This is a genomic window from Legionella nigrisilvae (assembly GCF_977063395.2).
This window is the reverse complement of record NZ_CDRUGZ020000024.1, coordinates 56,843-76,746: the sequence shown is the minus strand read 5'-3', so window position 1 is coordinate 76,746 and position 19,904 is coordinate 56,843. Positions and strand designations below refer to the sequence as shown.

Here is a 19,904-nt window from a genome sequence, read left to right as displayed (position 1 = left end):
TTCGCCCATTAGCTATCATTATATCGAGTTAAAACAGATCAATTGTATATAAAATGTACGGATGCGCCGTGTGTTTGCTTACCTACTGATATCTATGTAACACTGAACTTAAAAATCAATTCAGACTAAATTTGTTTAGAGAGTTTTCTTATTTAAAGAGGCTTAGACAGAACGAATGAAAGATAAATCAATATTGCTTGTAGAAGATAACGTTAAGTTAGCAAATTACCTCAAAGAAAGCTTACAAGAAGCAGGTTATGATGTTTCTATTGAAAAACGTGGTGATAGATCGGTCTATCGCATCATTCGTGAGCAACCTTGCCTAGTAATATTAGATATAATGCTTCCTGGCATGAATGGAGATCAAATATGCCATACCATTAGAGATGAGTATTTGGGGAAAATACTCATGCTAACAGCAATTAATGATATTGAAAGTGAAGTATCCTCTTTAAATTTAGGAGCAGATGACTACTTAACTAAACCTGTTGCAGACGAGGTTTTGAAAGCAAGAATAGAGGCATTGTTACGTCGACCCAATTTAGTTAATAATCAAAATCAATTTCACTTTGGCAATTTTTCTATCAATTTTAGTACTAAGAGTGTTCAGCTCTTTGATGAAGAAATTTCAATAAGTACCAGTGATTTTGAAATGCTTGCTTTGTTGGTTAAGAACCATGATAGGTTGCTGAGTCGAGATAGCATTATGTATGCTCTTTCTGGGCATGAATATGATGGGGTTGATAGAGGTATCGATTTAAAAATATCACGTTTAAGAAAGGCATTGAATGATAATAATAAAAAGCCCTATCGTATAAAAACAATTCATAAAAAAGGATATATATTTGTATCAGCGGCTTGGGAATAAATATAGATCTCAGCCACCAATCTTATGTAAGACTTATCAAAAATAGTGAAAAATTCTTTTGCCTCGACCTTGGGATTTTTCGTCCAGTTATGAAAGCTTCACCCAATATATCGCAAATCTATAATCATTTACCCTCGACAAAAGTATCATTTTAGAACGCTTGTACAATATATATACATATGAGCCGAGTGTTTTTGATAAAATCAACCTATTATTTTAAGTAATAGTCGAGATGAGCCATGAAAGACGCTGCAATAGAAATCTTAATATATAAACCAGATCCAGATCATCCACTGCCTGAAAATCAGAGGGGTGTGGTGATAAATCCTCACTTAAAACAACGGTTCAAGCAATTTGTTCCAATTGGCGTCTATTTAGAAGGCCCTGATTTGAAGTATTATTTTTTCGATCAGTGTGATAAATCCCCAAAAATCTATAGTAGTTTGGATGAACTCAAACGAGACTTACCGGAAGAACTAGACAATATATTTGAGAAAAACCCAAAATTATTTATTATGGGCCATGCTGGTGGTGGCGAATATGGTATGGGTAATTGCCATGGCCCAAGTGAGCAGTTATATGATGATAATTTTGATAATTTATTACATGGTTTTAAACGAGCATTGCCCGCACATCATGGTGAAGTTTTTGTGACTTTAGAAGGTTGTAATACAGACAATCAACTTAATGCTGCAGCAAACTCACAGGAAAAAACATTTTTAGAAAGAGTGTCAGTGAAACATCCAGAAATCACGTTTGGTGGAACTGGACCATGGGATGCGCAAGATGTACAGACCGGCTTCCGATCCCTTTCGCCGGCATCCCCTATCACATCGATGGCAGGAAATATTTGGAAGGCTGGAAACAGTGTTATTTTTCATCATGGTGAATATCAAGTTGCCGTTCGAAAATCTTTATTTGCCTCAACACAAACAGCTAAAGAATTAAAAGTTAACACCCTAGAATATGCCCGTGCAATTCTAGGTAAAGACGAAGCCGATGAACTGATAGCAAAAATCGCTTTAAATCGAGATATTCTAAGCATTCAAGATTTAAAGAAAATTGATAGTTTTCCAGAATTGCGATTTGAAGGAGAAGATGTTGCAAAGTTTGTTGAACAGGAAAACCAAATATTAGGTAAAGAACAAGAAAATTATTTAAACCGTGTCCGTGATATCTTAGGTCGGGCGGATCCTATAGAACAACTGACACATAGAGATGTACTAGAACTTCTCTTAGGTTTAAAAGAACCTTCTGTATTTAAAGGTCATGAAGACTTGCTCGAGTCAATTCTAGCTAATAAAGCTTTGTTAAACCTGGCAATGGTAAGTTGTGGAAAAGTCCTTATTGGTGGCCCAAGTAATGATGGCGTCATTGCTTTATTATTAAAACATGGCGCTGATATTAATAGTACTGATAAAAAAAGCATGACGGCTTTGCACTATGCGGTACAGAATTTTTATAATTATAGAAAAGAGCCCTTACATCTCATTAAAAAGTTAATAGAGTGTGGTGCTAGTCTTGAAGTGCGAAATGAAAAAGGACAGACTCCTATCGAGACAGCGCAAGAACATAGCAAAGATGGACGAGTGACTGCTAGTGATAAGCTTCTCGCATCTTTGAAATCTAGCAATTCGCCACCAACTCCCTTAGAACTAAAACAATCTGTTAGACAAATATTTCAGATGAGTCAACACAAGGCTGATGAACTACTTTCATTACCTATTGCGAAACGTGAATATAGCAAATGTAGTGAAGGCACTCTTTATATTCCTGGAGATGTAGTGGAAAAATTGCATGGAATCTTGCAATCTGCAAAGGGGAATAATGAACTATTATCGGCGTTTGAATCAGAGCTTAGTATGGTTATCAGTGCTCTTGAAAAAGGTATTGGAACTGGAGAAGTGGTTGATGGCGAGGAAGATGAATTCATCCCTAAACGTTTTGAAAATGCAAAACTCCAGTTAACAGCGGTTATGGACGCACTGGTTGAGATGAAACAAGAGATCGATACTTCAAAAGATGCTAAAGTTGGGGCCAACTTCCAAAACTAAAATCTTAATCGCTAAGAATATCTTGGAAGTACTATGGTGAATCGAGCACCTTTTAATATCGGTGATTGTGTAGCCATGACCTTTCCTCCGTGGAGATTAACAACTTTTTTAACAATAGCTAATCCTAACCCAATATGTTTATCTCCAATTCCGGAGTTTTCGGCAATTGTATATTCAGAAAAAATGTCATCCGCACCATCATCCGGCAAGCCTGAGCCATCATCGTCTACGTGAATTAAAATATGACTATTATCCAGCGAAATGGTTAAAGAAATAGTGTGCTCTGCAAATTTCATAGCATTTGTAATCAAATTGGTAACAGCATGTTTTAAATTATTTTCATCTATGTATGCTTTCAAAGAATTTAACTCATTAGTATGAAATGTAATTTCAAATGTCGATGAAGAATAAGACTCTAATAGCTTTCTTAACCATACTATTATATCGGTCTCAGACTGTTTTAATTTCAATTCGTTTGAATGCATTTTTGAGTAAATCAAAAAAGTGCTGACGAGGCGATTCATATCTGCAATATCTTCTTGTATGCTGTTTAGCTGTTTATTGAGTAATACATCTTCAGCATTTTTCCTTTTGATACTATCCGTCGCCATTTGTATGGTTGACAAAGGGGTCCTAATTTCATGCGCGACAAACCGGCACAATTGTTTATGTGATTCAATCAGTTCTTTTAATTGCTCACCCATGTGGATGATATTTACATACAGCCCATACAAAATAGAGGTGGTACCTATTTTCCGATGAAAATCAAAGTTCCCTTGACTGAAATTTTTAGTTATCTGATACACCTTTTTCATATTTCTAACAAAAAGCAATGAAAAAAAGGCAATAAGACAAAGGGATAAAAAAAAGAAAGTCCCTATAAAATAATACATAACATCACTGATTCTTGCCATAACGGGCAGATAGCTTAGTGGGCCAATTTTGAGTATTCCACCACTAAAACTATAATAGAGAATAACAATTTGTGACGAGTTTTTATTGGTTTCAAATACTAAACGCTTTGTTGATAAAGAATTAATTATATTACCTGGTAAGTGTTTACTTTTAGTTTTATAAACATGAAGAGGAAAACCATATATTTTTTCTAACTGTAATAGTTCATTACTCCATGTATTTTTTGATTTTGATAATAAATGTTGAACGATTTGTATTAAAACAGGATTCATATAATTAAAAATAATTTCGCCAGGATCTGAAAAATTGTAAGCTAATGCATACGGGGTATTACCAATTTTTTTATACGCAGTATGTTCTACAATTACCTCGTTTAGAAATTGATAGGTTGTACCTGATAAAAAAATGATTTCACCATTATTTAATTGATTATTCTGCTTCAGGGTGAGTTTTAGACTGTCGATTACTATAAGATGAATAAGATTATCTGTTTTTTTCTTTATTATTGCATCCCAGTTTGATTTCGGATTATTAATTAACTCTTTTTCTAAACTAATTAAAAGTCCTTGTGACATCGTTTGTCCTGCATTAACAATTATCTTTGTCTCAACTGACTTTAAATATTTAAAAAATGCCAAAACAAGAATTAAAAAAATCACGAAGAACGCAGTCAAAATTTTAATATAAATATTAAATTTCATTACTATGCACTCTAAATAAGAATAATAGATGCCTTTTCACAAGAAATACTCTGGATTATCTTTGATAATTTCAATATCTAATTCTGGCATAATTATCCTACGTTTTGTCACTCTTTATAACTCTTGTAATTAGCCTATTTAAGGCATTCAAATTATCGATATTCGTTATGGCCTCATCAAATAATGATAAAGTCTCTGGATCGTGTGTTTCTAAATACTTGAATGCTTTTTTTGGACCTTGATAACGCAATTCTTTGAATACAAAATAATCCTCTAGAATTGTGAAGATTGACCAAATATGGCGATATTTCCCTTCTAAATCTCTAGTATACGCCCTTGCCAGCATTTTTTGATACCACACTCTACGTGCTGTAATTTCATCAGGAGGGAGGGACTCAGGCAATATTAAAAAAGCAGAGAGTTTTTTTAATAACTCTGTGCCAAAATAAGCTTTTTCAACAACAACGATGCCATCTGACATACATAAATGTTCATCAGAAATTGAATCAAAAGCATTCTCTGGATAAACAAAAATATCATGATAAACTTGATGTGCTTCATCAAAGCGTGCAATTCGTTGCTTATCTCCTTTTTCCCTAATCCCTGCAACATCATAATCACTGGTTACTGTGAAGTCTCCTCGTGCGCGCGAGCCATATAAAATAATTGTATGGCAATGATGTAAAGATATTAATTCATCAACAATGAATTGCAGAACAGCATCATTTTCTAATGATATTTTCTTTTGTGTCATTTCCTTACCTTCTTACTTTGTAACCATAATACCAACGGCTCCCTGTGGTGGAACTGGTTTGAACCGTATGATCTACTCCTGCTGGAATCAATACTTCTTCTCCAATAGCAGGTTTTAACGTTTTATTGCCCATGGTTAAAATCCTTCCAAATTTGACCTGGGGGATCTTCCCAAAGCTCAAAACTAAAGCCACGAGAGCGCCAATTGCTCTCAATTATTGTTGTATCCAGCATTTAGGCTCATTATTTAAAATCATTCTTTAAATTTTACACCACTGGAGAGCATCAACACCACAACCAATGACTTCAATGATCTTGTGTCGAGACTGAAGGCCTCTCTTTATTTAAATTTGACTTTTAGGGACTTTGAATAAGACAGACAGGTATCGCACTAATTCCATGTTGGCTTTATCTTCAATAGAAGGTGCCGCGATTTTTATCTTGAGTTCCCCTCCAACAGCACCTACTACTTGATTGCATTTGGCGCCGGGTTGAATAAGCAAACTAAGAATTAATCCATTATCCTTTTGTTTATACCCCGGATATAGGTAAATCATCTTGCTGTTCCATTATTTTATCCTGCTTTTACTATTCTATTGAGACTCGCTTTTTTATGTATAATATTCTCTGGGTAACTATTTAAAGGGAAGTTTTTTATGTTAAGTAAGACTTATATTTTTCTCGTCATTTTTTATGCATTTTAACTTCCAAAAATGAATAATCTACTACCACTTTTCAAATGGGGAACCGATTACCTGGTTTCTAATGGCTACTCAATAGAGCGCTCGCCAGAAATTGTATTGTCAACACCGTGGTCTCATGTGATCCGATTTGCAACATCAACAGAGAATTTTTATTTAAAACAAACACCACCATCTTTTTTTCTATCTAATGAGCCCAAAATCATTCGAGTATTGTCATCCCAATTCCATGCCAATGTGCCCGATATAATTGAAATTAATGAGGATTTACATTGTTTTCTAATGAGGGATGCGGGTATTTCTTTGCGTCAAACGCTTAAAACCAACTTCAAGCCAGAGCTATTATGCCAAGCAATAAAACAATATGCCACAATTCAACGCAGATCTGAAGAGTGTATCGCTACGTTTCTCAAACTTGGTGTACCCGATTGGCGATTAAATCAATTACCCTTTCTTTATGATCACATCTTAAAGCAAACTACTTTTTTAAAAGCAGAGGGACTCACCGATAAAGAATTACAAACACTACACGCCCTAAGCCCGAAATTTTCAGCACAGTGCAAATTATTAGCAAGCTTTAAGATTCCTGAAACCATTGGTTATCACGATTTTCATGATAAAAATGTTCTTCTTGATCCAATTACTAAAAGAATGACTTTTGTTGATTGGGGCGAGACCGCTATCCTTCATCCATTTTTTTCGTTACAGACCTGTTTAGAACAATCGATTACTCACCATGGAGTAACAGAAGGTGATTCAACCTACCTGAAATTTCAAGATGCTTGCTTCGAAAATTGGCTAGGATTAGCGACAGAAAAACAACTGTTAAATGCATTCATTGTTGCCAAACAGATCCGGCTATTTTGGAATATACTCGCATCTAACCAGTTTATGCTCAGTGTGGATCGCCAGGCCTACAAGGCCTATTATCCCAATCAACCTAGTCCGATAGCAGGTGGTTTTAAAGCACTTCTTGAAGGCATCCATTAGTCCCAAAAATTAAGTTACTATTAGAAATAATCATAATAAGCAGCTTATTAGTTCTATAAGTATTCATGATATACTACTGGCATAATTTGGCAGCAGTATCTTGTCCCGAACTGAACGTTTGTTTGATTTAATTCAATTATTACGACGTCACCGATTACCCGTGAGTGGCAAAAAACTTTCAGAAGAATTAGGCGTAAGCCTACGCACTCTGTACCGAGATATAATAACCTTACAATCCTTAGGCGCGCCCATTGAAGGTGAGCCCGGTGTTGGTTATGTGCTTAAATCTGGTTTTATGTTGCCTCCTTTGATGTTTTCAGATGATGAAATTGAGGCAATGGTGCTAGGGTCAAGTTGGGTTGCACAACGAGCGGATACTCAACTTAAAATCGCAGCTCAAAATGTGCTTGCAAAAATTTCAGCAGTCCTTCCTACTGAATTAAAACACCAACTAGAAACTTCAGGACTCTTAGTTCCCCCAGGAAAATGTGCCGAAAGTAAAGATAGTGATCTTATTCTCATTCGCAAAGCGATACGTTTAGAACGAAAAATCGAATTAGAATATCAAGATCTCCAAAACAATCATTCGACACGAATACTCTGGCCTATCGCGCTCGGCTTTTTTGATGAAGTGCATCTCATGGTGGGTTGGTGTGAACTAAGGCAGGACTTCCGTCACTTCAGAACCGATAGAATTATTCAATTATCCATTAAAGAACAAAAATATTCCGAACGCCGACAATCCCTTTTAAAGAAGTGGCGCACCCTACATAACATTCCCCAATCCTATTGAATGATGCTGACAAAAACTGTCATCCGTATGTTTTATATTCTCCAATGAATTTAGCGAAATAAAAAACAGGAAAAATCATGACATTCGACCCCAATTTAGTTCTATTTTATGTGAGCAATATAGAAAACAGTACTCATTTTTACTCAGAATTGCTCAATGCTCAGCCTATCCACACTGAGCCTGATTACGCCATGTTTTTATTAAAATCCGGTTTGCGATTGGGATTATGGTCTCAAAATTCTGCGTTACCTGCACCAACTGCATTAGGTGGCGGTAGCGAACTCGCTATTTTGGTTCCCGATGAGCAAGCCGTTGATGAACTTTTTAGAAATTATCAAACTAAGAATTTTAAAATGATACAAGAACCAACACCGATGGATTTTGGTTATACGTTTGTAACCTGCGACCCAGATGGTCATCGAATTCGCTTTTTTTCAAAGAACGGATCATGAACCAAAACTGGCTGGCTGTCGCCTGCGCGTCCCACGTGCAAATTGGAGTGGAAGGAGGGTTTATGCAAGTTTGCTACGGTAAACTTGCACCTCTAAAGAGAATAAAAGCGGACGATTGCATCATTTATTACTCGCCGACGCTGCACTTTAAAGGCATTGAAAAACTGCAAGCATTTACGGCAATTAGAATCGTTCTACCAGGTGAGCCCTATCAAGTGGATATGGGTAATGGTTTTCATCCATTTCGACGAAATGTACTTTGGGCCAATAAAAAGATTGATGTTTCGATACACACGCTTATTGAATCGCTCGAATTGACAAAAAATACCAAGAATTGGGGATACCCATTTCGTTTTGGCCTATTAAAAATCAGTGAAGCGGATAAACGCATCATTGCCAATGCCATGCAGGCTTATATTAATTAAAAACTTCTACTTTGGAGCCTTATATGACTGTTATTATACCCCAATTGACCCAGATTCAAGAATTTAAAGTAACTGGAATGAGTGTAAGAACAAAAAATGAAGAGGATTTTAATCCCAAAACTGCACGAATACCTCATCTTTGGGAGCAATTTCTTGATTCAAAAATCAAAACACAACAAGATAGCCCCGTTTATGGCGTGTATCACCATTATGAGTCCGACTCATCAGGGTACTATACAGTTACTGCTGGGATAGGAATTGTGAATGAATCCAAAGCTACGCACTTGGATAGAGTCACTATAAACGCGGGCAACTATCTGGTTTTTAAAGCAATTGGGCCTAATCCCTCAGCAATCATTAATGCCTGGCAAACTATTTGGAGCTATTTTAATGAAAAGCCAAAATACGAAAGAATCTACCTCACTGATTTTGAGCTCTATAAAACGCCTCATGAAAGTGCAGTATACATAGGCATAAAATAACTAACATAAGATATTAACTATGACAACAACTCTAAATAAAACCGAAATGATGGAGTCACTCAAAACACTTAGAAGCGAGCTCGAGTTACTTAAAAAGCCTTATTCGCAGCCAAAAACAATCTATTATAAAACGGGGCCGGGAGATTATGCAGAGCATGACCAATTTATAGGTGTAAGCGTCCCTGAATTAAGAAAAGTCGCCAAACGTTATCAAACCGTATTACCCTTTTCTTTGTTACAAGAGTTGTTGTATTCATCTATTAATGAAGAACGCTTATTAGCGCTATTAATGTTAGTAACTCATTATCAAAAAGGAGATATAGACCTCAAGCAAACGATTTTTCAATTTTATTTAACTCATATCAATCAGATTAATAACTGGAATTTGGTTGACGCTTCAGCCCATTGGATTGTTGGGGCGCATTTATTAGATAAGGACAAAACACTCCTCTTCACCCTTGCAGAAAGCACTAACCTTTGGGAAAAACGTATCGCCATTGTCGCCACTTGGTATTTTATTCGAAATAATCATTTTGATTGCACTCTTAAACTTGCAGAAAAACTGCTATGCGACGATCATGATTTAATTCATAAGGCCGTAGGCTGGATGTTACGAGAAGTAGGAAAACGTAACCAAGCTATCCTCATCGAATTTTTAGATAGCCATGCTTATCGAATGCCAAGAACCATGCTGCGCTACGCCATTGAACGATTGATGCCAATAACGCGAAAAAGTTATTTATTAGCTAAGCCAATCGAATGCATTTAGAATCATGGTTGTTCATGAAATAAAGCAATTAGTTCTTTACTGGAAGAACATCCTAAGGACTCCATCAATTTAGCAATCATTCCTTCAACTGTTCTGTAAGAAACATGAGTTTCACGCGCAATTTCTTTAGCTGTTTTTCCTTGTGCCAACAACTTCAGGTATATGGCTTGTTGTTCAGTTAGCTCAACTTTCGTGTGAAATTCCTTATGGTATAAAGTAAAATCTTTTTTCTCCAAAATTGATGTTAGGTTTTTTTGGGGTAACATTTCTTCATTCCCCACCACAGCCGTCACAATACAACGTGTATGCTCCTCTAATTTCCCATCATCACCATGCATAGTGAGTGTAGCAACCTCTTTATATAAATTATCTCGCTCATCATGTAGTTGCTCAAAAAAATCGCTCAAACTTGGTATAGGCAATAAACTTGTAGTATTGCGTGCAGTACGATCGATTTGGACCGGAGTACTCACATCCAAAAATACAGTCATTTCATCGTGCAATAACTGACGATTTTTTAATGACAAAACAACGCTGGAATCCGTTGTCACAATGATATGCTCTTGGGTGCAAAGGGAAGTTAATATATCAAACTGACATTCATAAAAAGCATCACTCCCAGGGCCTCCAAGTATTTCCCACACATGTCGTCCAACATGGAACTCTAACCCCAAATCCGCATCGACAAATCGCCACCCTAATGATTGAGACACAGACTTTGCTAATAATCCTTTACCCGCACCATGATGACCAACAATAAAAATTCGTTGAGGTTGATTCATTCTTACTATCTCCTAAAACTAAATGATGTAATAATTATACAAATAGACCATAAGATGCATCAATACGTAGAACTACGTGAGTATTGAGTATAGGATTATTATTCTAATCTAACAGAAAAATTAATTTTGGGAAAAATAGCAGTATTTTTTTCTTCCAAGCATTCACTTGAGAGTACACTGATTGATAAGATAACAAGCAAAACATTGCTAACAATTTCTATGAGTAAATATTCTATGCCCAACTATCTGCATCTCGCCCTGAAATCCGAACGACTTCAGTTAATCCCTATTTCACTAAACTATGCCGAAGAGTTGTGCAAAGAATTTACCGCTGAAATTACAGAACATATGTGGCCAAGTGCTCCGAAAACTCAAGAAGAAATTAACCAGCATATTTCTGAACAACAAATCAAAATGCAGGAAGGCACTGAAATCGCATTAGTCATTTTAAACGAAGAAAACCAAGCTTTTTTAGGATATGCCTGCCTGCACCAAGCGAATACGAAAACACCCGAATTAGGTATTTGGTTAAAGAAAAGTGCTCATGGATTTCACTATGGTTTTGAAACAATTAATTTATTAAAAACATGGGCTGAAACTAATCTTGTTTATGATTATCTAAAATATCCAGTTGTAAGACATAATATCCCAAGTCGCAAACTTGCCGAAAAAATGGGTGGCATCATTCAAGATGAATACATCAAAACAAGTGAATCAGGCAAGTTGCTTGATGAAGTAGAATATCGATTTTATGGTGTACCAATGACAAATACACAACCCATGAATATTACTGAAAGCTTAGTGCGCGAGCTCATTGCTCAGCAATTTCCACAGTGGAGTCATCTGCCTATTCAAGCTGTAAACAATAGCGGTTGGGACAATAGAACCTTTCACCTAGGTACAGAAATGCTCATTCGTATGCCAAGCAGCGCCGAATACGCAGGACAAGTGGAAAAAGAGCAAGCATGGTTACCCCAATTGGCCCCACATCTTCCTCTTCCGATACCCGCACCGCTTGCGATGGGAAAACCCAGTACCCTGTATCCTTGGAAGTGGTCCATTAATCATTGGCTTCCTGGAGAAACAGCAGCGGTTACTCCCATTAATGATTTACCTGAATTTGCACATGATTTAGCTCTATTTCTTAAAGCGCTCCAGAGCATCAATTCAATAGGCGGTCCTCTTGCTGGGCCCCAGAGTTTTTATCGTGGTGGTGATTTAGCAGTTTATGATTCAGAGACACACAAAGCCATCGAAAATTTGAAGGACAATATAGATTTTCATTCTGCAACACAAGTTTGGGAAAAAGCACTCTCCACCTCATGGCAAAATCCACCAGTATGGGTCCATGGTGATGTGAGTGTTGGCAATTTATTGCTTTCTCAAGGAAAATTAAGTGCGGTTATCGATTTTGGCCAACTCGCAATCGGCGATCCTGCTTGCGATCTTGCTATTGCCTGGACACTATTTGAAGGAAAAAGTCGGAGCATTTTTTTAGAAACACTAGAACTTGACTCAAAGACTTGGGAACGAGGACGTGCCTGGGCTTTATGGAAATCAATGATGTACCTTGTGAATCAACAAACAGAGATGAATTTTGAAGCAAAAAGAGCATTGCGCACAATTCATGAAGTGATCGAGGATCATAGGAAACTATCATGAAGAATCCTCACATAGAATGGGCACTTAGTGCCTTAAACAATTTAGGATTTCAAATTGAACCCACCAAGCCCGAAATAATTCTCGATACAGCTTGGTCAGAAGTGTGTCGCTTTCAAACGAACTTTGGATTGGTTTATTTGAAGAAGGTTCCTTCTGCATTGTCATTAGAAACCAACGTCATTCAGCTATTGCAGCAACAATTCAATGCTCCTGTTCCGCAAATCTTGGCTCATAATCAGGAACTAAACTGTTTTTTAATGCAAGATGCTGGCATTCCTTTACATGATGTCTTTAAACAGGAATTTAGACCTAACCTTTTAATTGATGCCATTCATCATTACACAAAGCTGCAGATAGACTCAGCAGATAAAATAAACCTCCTTCTTGATTTAGGCGTCCCTGATTGGCGCCTGCAACAATTGCCAAGACTTTATAACCAATTAATGAATGAAGAAGAGTTATTAATTGGCGATGGATTAACTCAAAAAGAATTAAAACAATTAAAAAATTTAGAGAGTAAATTACAAATTCTTTGTGACCAATTAGCCAGTTTCAAAGTGCCTGATACTTTTGGCCATGCCGATTTTCATGATAAAAATATCTTAGTGAATCTCAATACTCATCAAACCACGCTGATTGATTTAGGGGAAGTTGTTATTACTCATCCTTTTTTCTCATTCGTTAATTGTTTGTATCGTGCAACAGAACATTTAAAACTACCAAGCAGTCAATATAAGAAATTACAGGAGGATTGTTTTAAAAACTGGCTCTCGATAGAGTCCTCTGCGCATTTGCTTGAGATCATTGCAATTATTGAACAATGTTGGGCTATACATGCGGTGTTGGGCGAGTATCGCCTAATTAAAAGCATCGACCCCATCGCATCAATAACACTGTGTCGACAAGGCCGATTTGCTGGAAAATTAAGAGCTTGGATAGAACAATAAAGCGCTATTATTGACGGACCAACCGGATATTTTCTCTACCAAAAGGACTATTTTCTGTGGAGCGATAGGGGTTAATATCCAATCCTCCTCGCCGAGTATAACGTCCATAGATTGATAATATTTCCGGTTTGCAACAGTTCATAATATCCACAAAAATCCGTTCAATACATTGTTCATGAAACTCGTTATGATTTCTAAAGGAAACAAGGTATTTTAATAAGCCTTCTTGATTAATCTTTTTTCCTTTATACGCAATTTGTATGCTTCCCCAATCGGGTTGATTAGTCACCAAGCAATTTGATTTTAATAGGTTAGAATACAATCTTTCTTCCACTAACTCGTTTTGAACACTAAGAAATGATGGCTCAACCAAATAGACAGAGCATTCAACATCGAGATGGTCAATGCACTCACCTTTCGGTATTTGTGATACAGCGTAGTGTTTTGCTTGTTCCAAAAGATAAATTTTAACTGAAACTGGAGCTTCTATACGTGCTTCTAAATCATTTTTTATTGTATTTTCTAACTCACTAATACTTTTTATTTTGGTATTATTGAATGAATTAAAATAAAGTTTTAATGACTTGGATTCGATGAGTTTGGGCGAGTTACAATCATAAAAAATTTCACCAATCCCAACCATCGGTTTACCTTTTTCGTTGAGCCAAGAGACTTCATAATGATTCCAGCAGTCAAAACCCACAAAAGGAGGATGGGGGCAGGATCAATGCCAATTTCTTGTCGCTTACCTGCTCTGGGAATAGGATAGAGTCGATTGGGATTATAGGTGGAATCATAGTCTGATTTTTTACCTAACTCTGATTCATTAACGGATTGATATTTTTTTAATACAGCATCGCTCATAGTATTTAACTCCAATATTTCAATAATTTTTGCACTACTTTGCCAATTGATTGGCTGGTTTATTTCCAGTTGACTGGCAATATACGTTAACAAAGAGGCTGCTTCATTTATTTTATTAGCCTTTTCACTCAATTCGCGGGCTTGAAGGCTCATTGATGCGGCCAGATTAAAGTTTGGATTCGCAAGGATTTCTTTAATAGTAGATAAAGAGAATCCAAGGAATTTTAAGGTGATAATTTGTTGTAAAATAAGTAAATCAGTTTCAGAATACAAACGATAGCCAGAATCAGAGCGCTTTGTTGGTTTTAACAAACCTACTTCATCATAGTATTGCAATGACCGAATTGAAAGAGAGGTCATTTGGCTGATTTCTTTAATTTGATAATATTTCATAAGCATCATCTCCTTAATTGATGATTCTAAGCTATCACGCAACGTGAGGGTCAATAGTCATTTTATTCAAGAGAATAAAAAAATTGTTTGTTTCATGTTAAGATGTGCCGCTTCATAGTTATATTTACTGCATAGTGGTTATTATGAGCCCAAATACTATTCAATTAAATCAAAATCATGGGGGACCACTCCACTACCTCGGAAATAGGTACCTCACTCTTCCAGATTTAACAGGACATATGTCCCCTGATACCAGCTGGTTGAATGAACATTTCTCTGTATTATTGGCGAATAATAAAGGCCAAAAATACAAGAAAGCTATTGAGCCTTTTTCAGGTTCTGCTTCTTGGAGCTTGGCTGCAATGGAGGTTGGCCTTGCAGAAGAATATATTGTCAATGACAGCAATAAAGTTCTGATTAATATACTTCAATTAATTAGAGACAATCCTACGCTTGTTAAAACCTCTTATGCTGCGTTAATAGAAAAATATGATGTTTCCCTATCGAAGAAAGATTTTTTCCTTAAAGTGATTGAGAATTACAACCAGACAACTGATGAGGAAAAACCATTATTGCTCCCCTTTATCATCAATCATTCATGGGGAGGAATTCTTTTTTATGATAAAGAACTGAATATTATCTATCGCGAAGGTGAATTATTTGAAGGAAAAAACGCCAATCGATTTCTTGAACATGCAAATTTGTCGTTGGAAATGTTCTTGTGTGAGATTGACCGAGTATCTAACCTTCTTAATGTAAATCAAGTTTCATTCAGAAGTGGTGATTTTATGGACGTGATTTCGATCGCGACACCTGGTGATTTTGTGGCGCTGAATCCTCCTTATCCAGAGAATGAGCACTCAACGTTTGAAAAAGCTGGGATGTATACTGAACTTTATTCACCTGAAAAACTGCACCAAAATTTGGTTCACATCGTTCACTATCTTGAAAGCCAAGGTATTCATTATTACATGACTTATGGGTTTTATAATCCCAAATTCAGAAACTACGTCTTAGCTAATAAGAACCAGCAACCAATTAATTACTTTCGTGTTCTCGGTTATAAGCATTGTGCTTTTGGAATAGGCCTTGATCAGATGTACTTTACTTCCCAGTTTTCAATTCCCAAAAGGATAAACATATTCAAAGCAGAAGAGGTTTTAGGGAACCAAGATTTAACACCTGAAGAAGCACTAGAACAATTTAAACGACTTTCAAAAAAATGTTTTGCTGTTATTTACCGAGCCTTTATTAAGCCTGGGCTTGAGATGGAGTATCAAAAGGCCTGGCATCAGGTCGCTTCCTATTTTGTGCAATATCGCGGAGCGTTAGGTTCTTGCCTGCATAAAACTAACGATGGTATGTGGCTTGCCTATTCTCGTTGGCCAGATAAAGCGACTCGAGATGCTTCTTGGCCAGGCGACAATGCACCATCTGAGATGTTACCTGATGACATTAAAAAAGCGCTTATAACCATTCAAGAGAGTATTGATCAAACGCAAAAACTACCCGAAATTACTATGGAAGTTATCGATGATTTATTGTATTCAAACTAATTTTAGAAGATATAACTCATGAATCAAGCCGCAAATTACCAACTAGAGCTTGTTATAGACCCCAAGCTACTAGAACAGCAAGATAAAATTATTCGTGATGGGATAGTAAATTTTAATGCTCCTTTTACGGGAACCAAACCAGAGCGTTACTCAATCTATGTGAAAGATAACGAAGGTACTATTATTGGCGGTGCTATTGTATATGCTCATAAAAGCTCAATATACGTTGATGTCCTCTGGGTTAATGAAGAATACCGTGGTCTTGGTATTGGTGCTGAGATATTACGCAACGTTGAAGTCGAAGCAATTAAACGAGGGATTCCAGCATCAACATTAGATACTTTTTCTTTTCAGGCAGAAGGGTTTTATTTAAAACAAGGCTATCAGCATTTAGGAACAATTAACAAATACCTAGAAGGACATGATCGGATCTATTTGAGAAAACAATTGAAGAAAGAGTAAAGGCATATCCCCCATAAAAGAAATATACCTTGAAAAAGAACAGAACAAACGAAGCATCTATTTTCCGAAGTTGATCTTTTATTGGAACTGATCGTAAAAATTCATAAATGAATTAGAAAGGAAAGGGAGGTAGCTGACTCTTATCTCTAAGCCAGAATGGATGATGCCATTCTTCATAGATAGAAACTGGCATATTGCTTTGCTTAAATTCATCAAAAGATAAGCCGCAAAGAATCCATTTAAGGAATTCCCCGCAAGTTTCTGGACTTATTAAGTGACCGGACTGATAAGCCTCATCAAACATTTTATGCAAATGAAATGAAGTTGTTTCTCTTAAAATTTTTTGAATTCTTGTATCCACTTCCCCTGGAATAACACAAAACACACCGATATTTTTCTCGGCTAACTCTTTTCTCACAATAGCCGTTACTTCATCCAAACCTGCTTTACTGGCACAGTATGTTGAACTTTCTTTAAGTTTCAAAGTGGCTGCCCTTGATGTAACAAATAAAATCCGAGACTTCTCAGGCATCCCTACCGCGAGAAGTGCTGTTAGTTTCATGGGAGCTAATAAATTAACCTGGAACACTGCGTCAATACTGTCACAATCATATTCAGTTAACGGACGTGGAGGGCTTTTCATTCCTGCATTATGAACTAAAAGATGAAGCGGTATATCAGATTCATTAATAATTTTTGCAACCTGTTCAATATCACTATTGCGGGTAAAATCCGATTGAATGGGAACAAAACGAGGAAATAGCGCTTTAGTATTCATCATGAAGCATTCCTTGAAACTTAAGTTAATTTCGTGCGATATGGTAATCAAAGTTGAATAAAGTTAACAGTTTATTCTTAATTCACGTGTTACTAATTGAGTTAATTCTGTAATACTCGCCTTGACTTGAATAATAGTAGGCAAAACCTGAAGAACCTGTTCAACACCAATATTCTGCTGCTCGCTATCAGAGCTAAAAGAACGCTCTATATTATACACCAGCCAATTGATCCAATTACCAAGAACACCATAAAAGGCGGCCTCTAAATGATCCTGATTTATAGTTAATCCAGATGATGCATATATTTTTAGCATTTTTATAAATAAAGATTTATGAAAAAATGGGGTAGTAATTCCACTCCAATCAAGAGCACAATTGACTATTTCATAGGTAGGATTAAGTTTTCGCGCAGACTCCCAATCGATGAGAAATGGAGTATCATTTTTATCCCATAAAACATTTTTTTGATCCAGATCGCCATGGGTTACTACACTACTACTTTGTAAAATAGGTATTACTTTTTGATAGAGCTCATTAAGCTCAATTATAATTCGTTGATTACTTTTTAATTGCTCTTTAAACACCAAATTTTGGCTTGCTGACTGGTCTATTAACACACTAATTTTTTCATTGGTATGAATATCAAATTCTTGAGTGCTTAGTTCAGGGACATTAAGATTAATACAATGAATTTTTGCCAAAAAGGCAGCTATTTTAAGTGCATGCACCTCAGATATAGCGTCTTTATTTAATGCTTTTGCTGCTATCCAAGGATAAACAAGAAAAGCTTCATCTTCCGAAAGGATTAAATAATTATTTTCTATTTTTAGAGCATGGATTGCAGGTATCGTATGCTTGGAAAATAGGAAGGCTATCTCTTCTGTCAATTCATATTGGGATTTAACTTCTTCAGTCAATTGGATCCTGCTATTGAGTTGTTTTACAGCAAACTGCGAGCCATTGCACTCCAGATACCACATTTTATGTAAAAGACCGCCATAGACTCTTTGAGGCAAGTCACAAGGTTGGTTTATCTTTAATTTTTTACAGATTGTTTCTAGCTGACTTCTATTCACTATGAACCGCCTTAAGAATGCCTTGTGTTTCTAACTCTTCATTAAAAAATTTAACAAAAAATGTTTTGCTTAACTTGGGATTTTTTTTATTGATTCTCGTAAATTCTGCTGTAAAACCGCATTTCTTATAAAATTCTGGCGCTTGAAATGCACTAGTCACTAAATTGATATTATTAAAGCCCTGACCTTTGAAATGATGTTCTAGAGCAAGCAATAACTGCTTACCATACCCTTTACCACGATAAGCGCTATCTACCCAAATATCATCCACATAAATTTCAGAAAATGCTGTATAGGCATTAATCACCCCAAAAACTTCTCCTTGGGCAGAAGAAATAGTCACTGAAAAACATCGATAATTGACGTCGATACCATGCTGAGCCTCATAGGCAACAAATCCCTTTGTCATTCGGTTTTCTGTTGTCTCATCAAGCTCATCAACAAATTGGATTTGATATTCTTTCTTGCTTTCTAAAGGTTCCCCTACATTCTGTACATTACTATCAAAACGAAAAATAACTCGCTGAGGCTGATGTGGATCATAATTGACTGTTTTAATTTCTTCCTGGAAATTACCCATTGTAATTTTTGCAATAGTTTTGCGCCAAAAGTTAAGCGCTGGCTTATTTTCCGGAATCACAGAAATTTCCCATAAGCCTGGATGCATGTTCCAAAGTTCAGAGGAAACCAAAAAACCTAAACCTTTGCCTTGAAACTTTGCAGTAATGAAAAACTCGCCCATATTCCACATAGTATCTGGGTAAATTCCTTCTTGATTTAATAGGGCAAAACCTGCTAATTCATTACCTACTTTAATCAGAAAGGCTTTTCTTGTCGGCTCTTCAAAGTATTTTTTAAAATCGAAGCTTTCATAAAGGCCATCGGGAGGCAAAGCCCAATCCTCTGAAATAAAACCGCAGTCACGAGAGAGTTCATATACATAAAATCGTGCCATATTTTGGATGATAGGATAATCATCTAATGTTGCTGTCTCAATTTTTAAAGCAGATTGTAATTCTTTGATGTTCACAGCACTTTCCTTAAATACAGTTTTGCCATATGACCTTCATTCTGATAACCAAGCGATTTGTAAAAATCATGAGAGCCCTCTTTGGCTCGCCTAAGTCCCGATGTCAAATCAATGATACAGGGACTAAACTGCCTGGCAAATTCCTCAACAGTAATCATAAGCTTTTTACCTATTCCTTGATTACGATATCCTTGGTCGACCACAAGGCCTTCAATATGAAATCTTGTTGTTTCTGAAACAAAAAGATAGCTCTTAGACCAAGCAATCCAACCAACAACTTTTCCAGCAATTTCCGCAAGAAGAACACCGTAATGCAGTTCATTAGTAAATAGCTCAAGTCTTCTTTGCAACTCATCAGGCGATTGCGGATAGCCCAATTGCTCCATTAAAGGGTGAAGATGTTGAGCATCATCAATTACTGCTTTGCGGATAATCAATTCAACAGACATT

General features: G+C 36.4%; 21 protein-coding genes and 2 pseudogenes. 12 read left to right on the top strand and 11 right to left on the bottom strand.

The genetic code is table 11. The annotated features are described in order from the left end of the window. Nucleotides 1-175 precede the first annotated feature (175 nt). Nucleotides 176-868 (top strand): response regulator, encoded by a 693-nt coding sequence (locus tag ACWTE2_RS16895; RefSeq protein WP_014845061.1) that lies wholly within the window; start codon nt 176-178, stop codon nt 866-868. A gap of 239 nt (nt 869-1,107) precedes the next feature. Next, nucleotides 1,108-2,922, top strand: coding sequence for an ankyrin repeat domain-containing protein (locus tag ACWTE2_RS16890; protein WP_014845060.1), 1,815 nt, complete (start codon nt 1,108-1,110; stop codon nt 2,920-2,922). An 11-nt stretch (nt 2,923-2,933) separates the two neighbouring features. Here ACWTE2_RS16890 and ACWTE2_RS16885 read toward each other — a convergent pair whose 3' ends face one another. From ACWTE2_RS16885 to ACWTE2_RS16870, 4 genes are all read right to left on the bottom strand, one after another. Then, a complete protein-coding gene (locus ACWTE2_RS16885) occupies nt 2,934-4,496 on the bottom strand; it encodes a sensor histidine kinase (RefSeq protein ID WP_243753453.1) in 1,563 nt (520 codons plus the stop codon). A 139-nt stretch (nt 4,497-4,635) separates the two neighbouring features. Then, nucleotides 4,636-5,292 (bottom strand): nucleotidyltransferase domain-containing protein, encoded by a 657-nt coding sequence (locus ACWTE2_RS16880; RefSeq protein WP_014845058.1) that lies wholly within the window; start codon nt 5,290-5,292, stop codon nt 4,636-4,638. A 4-nt stretch (nt 5,293-5,296) separates the two neighbouring features. After that, nucleotides 5,297-5,425, bottom strand: coding sequence for a hypothetical protein (locus tag ACWTE2_RS16875; protein WP_255464427.1), 129 nt, complete (start codon nt 5,423-5,425; stop codon nt 5,297-5,299). A gap of 210 nt (nt 5,426-5,635) precedes the next feature. Beyond that, a complete protein-coding gene (locus ACWTE2_RS16870; protein WP_014845057.1) occupies nt 5,636-5,848 on the bottom strand; it encodes a DUF167 domain-containing protein in 213 nt (70 codons plus the stop codon). 156 nt (nt 5,849-6,004) lie between these two features. Here ACWTE2_RS16870 and ACWTE2_RS16865 point away from each other — a divergent pair, with 156 nt between their 5' ends. The 6 genes from ACWTE2_RS16865 to ACWTE2_RS16840 all read left to right on the top strand — a co-directional run bounded on the left by ACWTE2_RS16865 (nt 6,005) and on the right by ACWTE2_RS16840 (nt 9,903). Further along, nucleotides 6,005-6,982 carry an aminoglycoside phosphotransferase family protein gene (locus tag ACWTE2_RS16865; RefSeq protein WP_014845056.1) on the top strand — a complete coding sequence of 326 codons (978 nt, stop codon included), beginning with the start codon at nt 6,005-6,007 and terminating at the stop codon, nt 6,980-6,982. 100 nt (nt 6,983-7,082) lie between these two features. Further along, nucleotides 7,083-7,775 (top strand): helix-turn-helix transcriptional regulator, encoded by a 693-nt coding sequence (locus tag ACWTE2_RS16860; RefSeq protein WP_014845055.1) that lies wholly within the window; start codon nt 7,083-7,085, stop codon nt 7,773-7,775. A 77-nt stretch (nt 7,776-7,852) separates the two neighbouring features. Next, nucleotides 7,853-8,227, top strand: coding sequence for a VOC family protein (locus ACWTE2_RS16855; protein ID WP_014845054.1), 375 nt, complete (start codon nt 7,853-7,855; stop codon nt 8,225-8,227). Continuing rightward, entirely contained in the window at nt 8,224-8,652 is a 429-nt protein-coding gene (locus ACWTE2_RS16850) for an EVE domain-containing protein (RefSeq protein WP_014845053.1), read from the top strand. Before ACWTE2_RS16855 ends, ACWTE2_RS16850 begins: the two co-directional genes overlap by 4 nt. A gap of 23 nt (nt 8,653-8,675) precedes the next feature. Beyond that, nucleotides 8,676-9,134: a GyrI-like domain-containing protein gene (locus tag ACWTE2_RS16845; protein WP_014845052.1), complete on the top strand. Its 459-nt coding sequence runs from the start codon at nt 8,676-8,678 to the stop codon at nt 9,132-9,134. A 19-nt stretch (nt 9,135-9,153) separates the two neighbouring features. Next, nucleotides 9,154-9,903: a DNA alkylation repair protein gene (locus tag ACWTE2_RS16840; protein ID WP_014845051.1), complete on the top strand. Its 750-nt coding sequence runs from the start codon at nt 9,154-9,156 to the stop codon at nt 9,901-9,903. Nucleotides 9,904-9,905: 2 nt separating this feature from the next. On the opposite strand, the gene ACWTE2_RS16835 is transcribed toward ACWTE2_RS16840, so the two are convergent. Beyond that, the gene (locus tag ACWTE2_RS16835; protein ID WP_014845050.1) at nt 9,906-10,685 is read right to left on the bottom strand and encodes a shikimate kinase; all 780 of its coding nucleotides are present in this window, start codon (nt 10,683-10,685) and stop codon (nt 9,906-9,908) included. A 234-nt stretch (nt 10,686-10,919) separates the two neighbouring features. Between ACWTE2_RS16835 and ACWTE2_RS16830 the strand changes: the two genes are divergently transcribed. Both ACWTE2_RS16830 and ACWTE2_RS16825 read left to right on the top strand, forming a co-directional pair. Further along, a complete protein-coding gene (locus tag ACWTE2_RS16830; RefSeq protein WP_019350464.1) occupies nt 10,920-12,347 on the top strand; it encodes a GNAT family N-acetyltransferase in 1,428 nt (475 codons plus the stop codon). Continuing rightward, nucleotides 12,344-13,294 carry an aminoglycoside phosphotransferase family protein gene (locus ACWTE2_RS16825; RefSeq protein ID WP_014845048.1) on the top strand — a complete coding sequence of 317 codons (951 nt, stop codon included), beginning with the start codon at nt 12,344-12,346 and terminating at the stop codon, nt 13,292-13,294. Before ACWTE2_RS16830 ends, ACWTE2_RS16825 begins: the two co-directional genes overlap by 4 nt. 7 nt (nt 13,295-13,301) lie before the next feature. On the opposite strand, the pseudogene queF reads toward ACWTE2_RS16825, so the two are convergent. Further along, nucleotides 13,302-14,158 (bottom strand): annotated as a pseudogene (gene queF, locus ACWTE2_RS16820) (NADPH-dependent 7-cyano-7-deazaguanine reductase QueF). Between the two features lie 240 nt (nt 14,159-14,398). Beyond that, a pseudogene (locus tag ACWTE2_RS16815) lies at nt 14,399-14,518 on the bottom strand (MerR family DNA-binding transcriptional regulator); the annotation flags it as partial. A 176-nt stretch (nt 14,519-14,694) separates the two neighbouring features. On the opposite strand from ACWTE2_RS16815, the gene ACWTE2_RS16810 reads away from it, so the two are divergent. Both ACWTE2_RS16810 and ACWTE2_RS16805 read left to right on the top strand, forming a co-directional pair. Then, complete coding sequence (locus tag ACWTE2_RS16810; protein ID WP_019350465.1) at nt 14,695-16,107, top strand: DNA adenine methylase; 1,413 nt, start codon at nt 14,695-14,697, stop codon at nt 16,105-16,107. 18 nt (nt 16,108-16,125) lie between these two features. Next, entirely contained in the window at nt 16,126-16,569 is a 444-nt protein-coding gene (locus ACWTE2_RS16805; RefSeq protein ID WP_014845044.1) for a GNAT family N-acetyltransferase, read from the top strand. A 112-nt stretch (nt 16,570-16,681) separates the two neighbouring features. On the opposite strand, the gene ACWTE2_RS16800 is transcribed toward ACWTE2_RS16805, so the two are convergent. Genes ACWTE2_RS16800 through ACWTE2_RS16785 form a run of 4 tightly spaced genes read right to left on the bottom strand, consistent with a single transcriptional unit; the run spans nt 16,682 to nt 19,903 of the window. Next, nucleotides 16,682-17,350: an SDR family oxidoreductase gene (locus tag ACWTE2_RS16800; RefSeq protein WP_014845043.1), complete on the bottom strand. Its 669-nt coding sequence runs from the start codon at nt 17,348-17,350 to the stop codon at nt 16,682-16,684. A gap of 60 nt (nt 17,351-17,410) precedes the next feature. Next, nucleotides 17,411-18,424 carry an aminoglycoside phosphotransferase family protein gene (locus ACWTE2_RS16795; RefSeq protein WP_014845042.1) on the bottom strand — a complete coding sequence of 338 codons (1,014 nt, stop codon included), beginning with the start codon at nt 18,422-18,424 and terminating at the stop codon, nt 17,411-17,413. Then, on the bottom strand, nt 18,417-19,454 hold the full coding sequence (locus ACWTE2_RS16790; protein ID WP_014845041.1) for a GNAT family N-acetyltransferase: 1,038 nt from the start codon (nt 19,452-19,454) through the stop codon (nt 18,417-18,419). The genes ACWTE2_RS16795 and ACWTE2_RS16790 overlap by 8 nt, the downstream gene beginning before the upstream one ends. After that, the gene (locus tag ACWTE2_RS16785) at nt 19,451-19,903 is read right to left on the bottom strand and encodes a GNAT family N-acetyltransferase (protein ID WP_014845040.1); all 453 of its coding nucleotides are present in this window, start codon (nt 19,901-19,903) and stop codon (nt 19,451-19,453) included. Before ACWTE2_RS16785 ends, ACWTE2_RS16790 begins: the two co-directional genes overlap by 4 nt. Nucleotide 19,904: the final 1 nt, after the last annotated feature.

Coding starts and splice junctions, on each gene's coding strand:
- ACWTE2_RS16865 (WP_014845056.1), top strand. CDS start 6,005: ATGAATAATCTACTACCACTTTTCAAATGGGGAACCGATTACCTGGTT.
- ACWTE2_RS16805 (WP_014845044.1), top strand. CDS start 16,126: ATGAATCAAGCCGCAAATTACCAACTAGAGCTTGTTATAGACCCCAAG.
- ACWTE2_RS16830 (WP_019350464.1), top strand. CDS start 10,920: ATGCCCAACTATCTGCATCTCGCCCTGAAATCCGAACGACTTCAGTTA.
- ACWTE2_RS16850 (WP_014845053.1), top strand. CDS start 8,224: ATGAACCAAAACTGGCTGGCTGTCGCCTGCGCGTCCCACGTGCAAATT.
- ACWTE2_RS16870 (WP_014845057.1), bottom strand. CDS start 5,848: ATGATTTACCTATATCCGGGGTATAAACAAAAGGATAATGGATTAATT.
- ACWTE2_RS16785 (WP_014845040.1), bottom strand. CDS start 19,903: ATGTCTGTTGAATTGATTATCCGCAAAGCAGTAATTGATGATGCTCAA.
- ACWTE2_RS16800 (WP_014845043.1), bottom strand. CDS start 17,350: ATGATGAATACTAAAGCGCTATTTCCTCGTTTTGTTCCCATTCAATCG.
- ACWTE2_RS16855 (WP_014845054.1), top strand. CDS start 7,853: ATGACATTCGACCCCAATTTAGTTCTATTTTATGTGAGCAATATAGAA.
- ACWTE2_RS16825 (WP_014845048.1), top strand. CDS start 12,344: ATGAAGAATCCTCACATAGAATGGGCACTTAGTGCCTTAAACAATTTA.
- ACWTE2_RS16845 (WP_014845052.1), top strand. CDS start 8,676: ATGACTGTTATTATACCCCAATTGACCCAGATTCAAGAATTTAAAGTA.
- ACWTE2_RS16875 (WP_255464427.1), bottom strand. CDS start 5,425: ATGGGCAATAAAACGTTAAAACCTGCTATTGGAGAAGAAGTATTGATT.
- ACWTE2_RS16840 (WP_014845051.1), top strand. CDS start 9,154: ATGACAACAACTCTAAATAAAACCGAAATGATGGAGTCACTCAAAACA.
- ACWTE2_RS16880 (WP_014845058.1), bottom strand. CDS start 5,292: ATGACACAAAAGAAAATATCATTAGAAAATGATGCTGTTCTGCAATTC.
- ACWTE2_RS16890 (WP_014845060.1), top strand. CDS start 1,108: ATGAAAGACGCTGCAATAGAAATCTTAATATATAAACCAGATCCAGAT.
- ACWTE2_RS16835 (WP_014845050.1), bottom strand. CDS start 10,685: ATGAATCAACCTCAACGAATTTTTATTGTTGGTCATCATGGTGCGGGT.
- ACWTE2_RS16810 (WP_019350465.1), top strand. CDS start 14,695: ATGAGCCCAAATACTATTCAATTAAATCAAAATCATGGGGGACCACTC.
- ACWTE2_RS16895 (WP_014845061.1), top strand. CDS start 176: ATGAAAGATAAATCAATATTGCTTGTAGAAGATAACGTTAAGTTAGCA.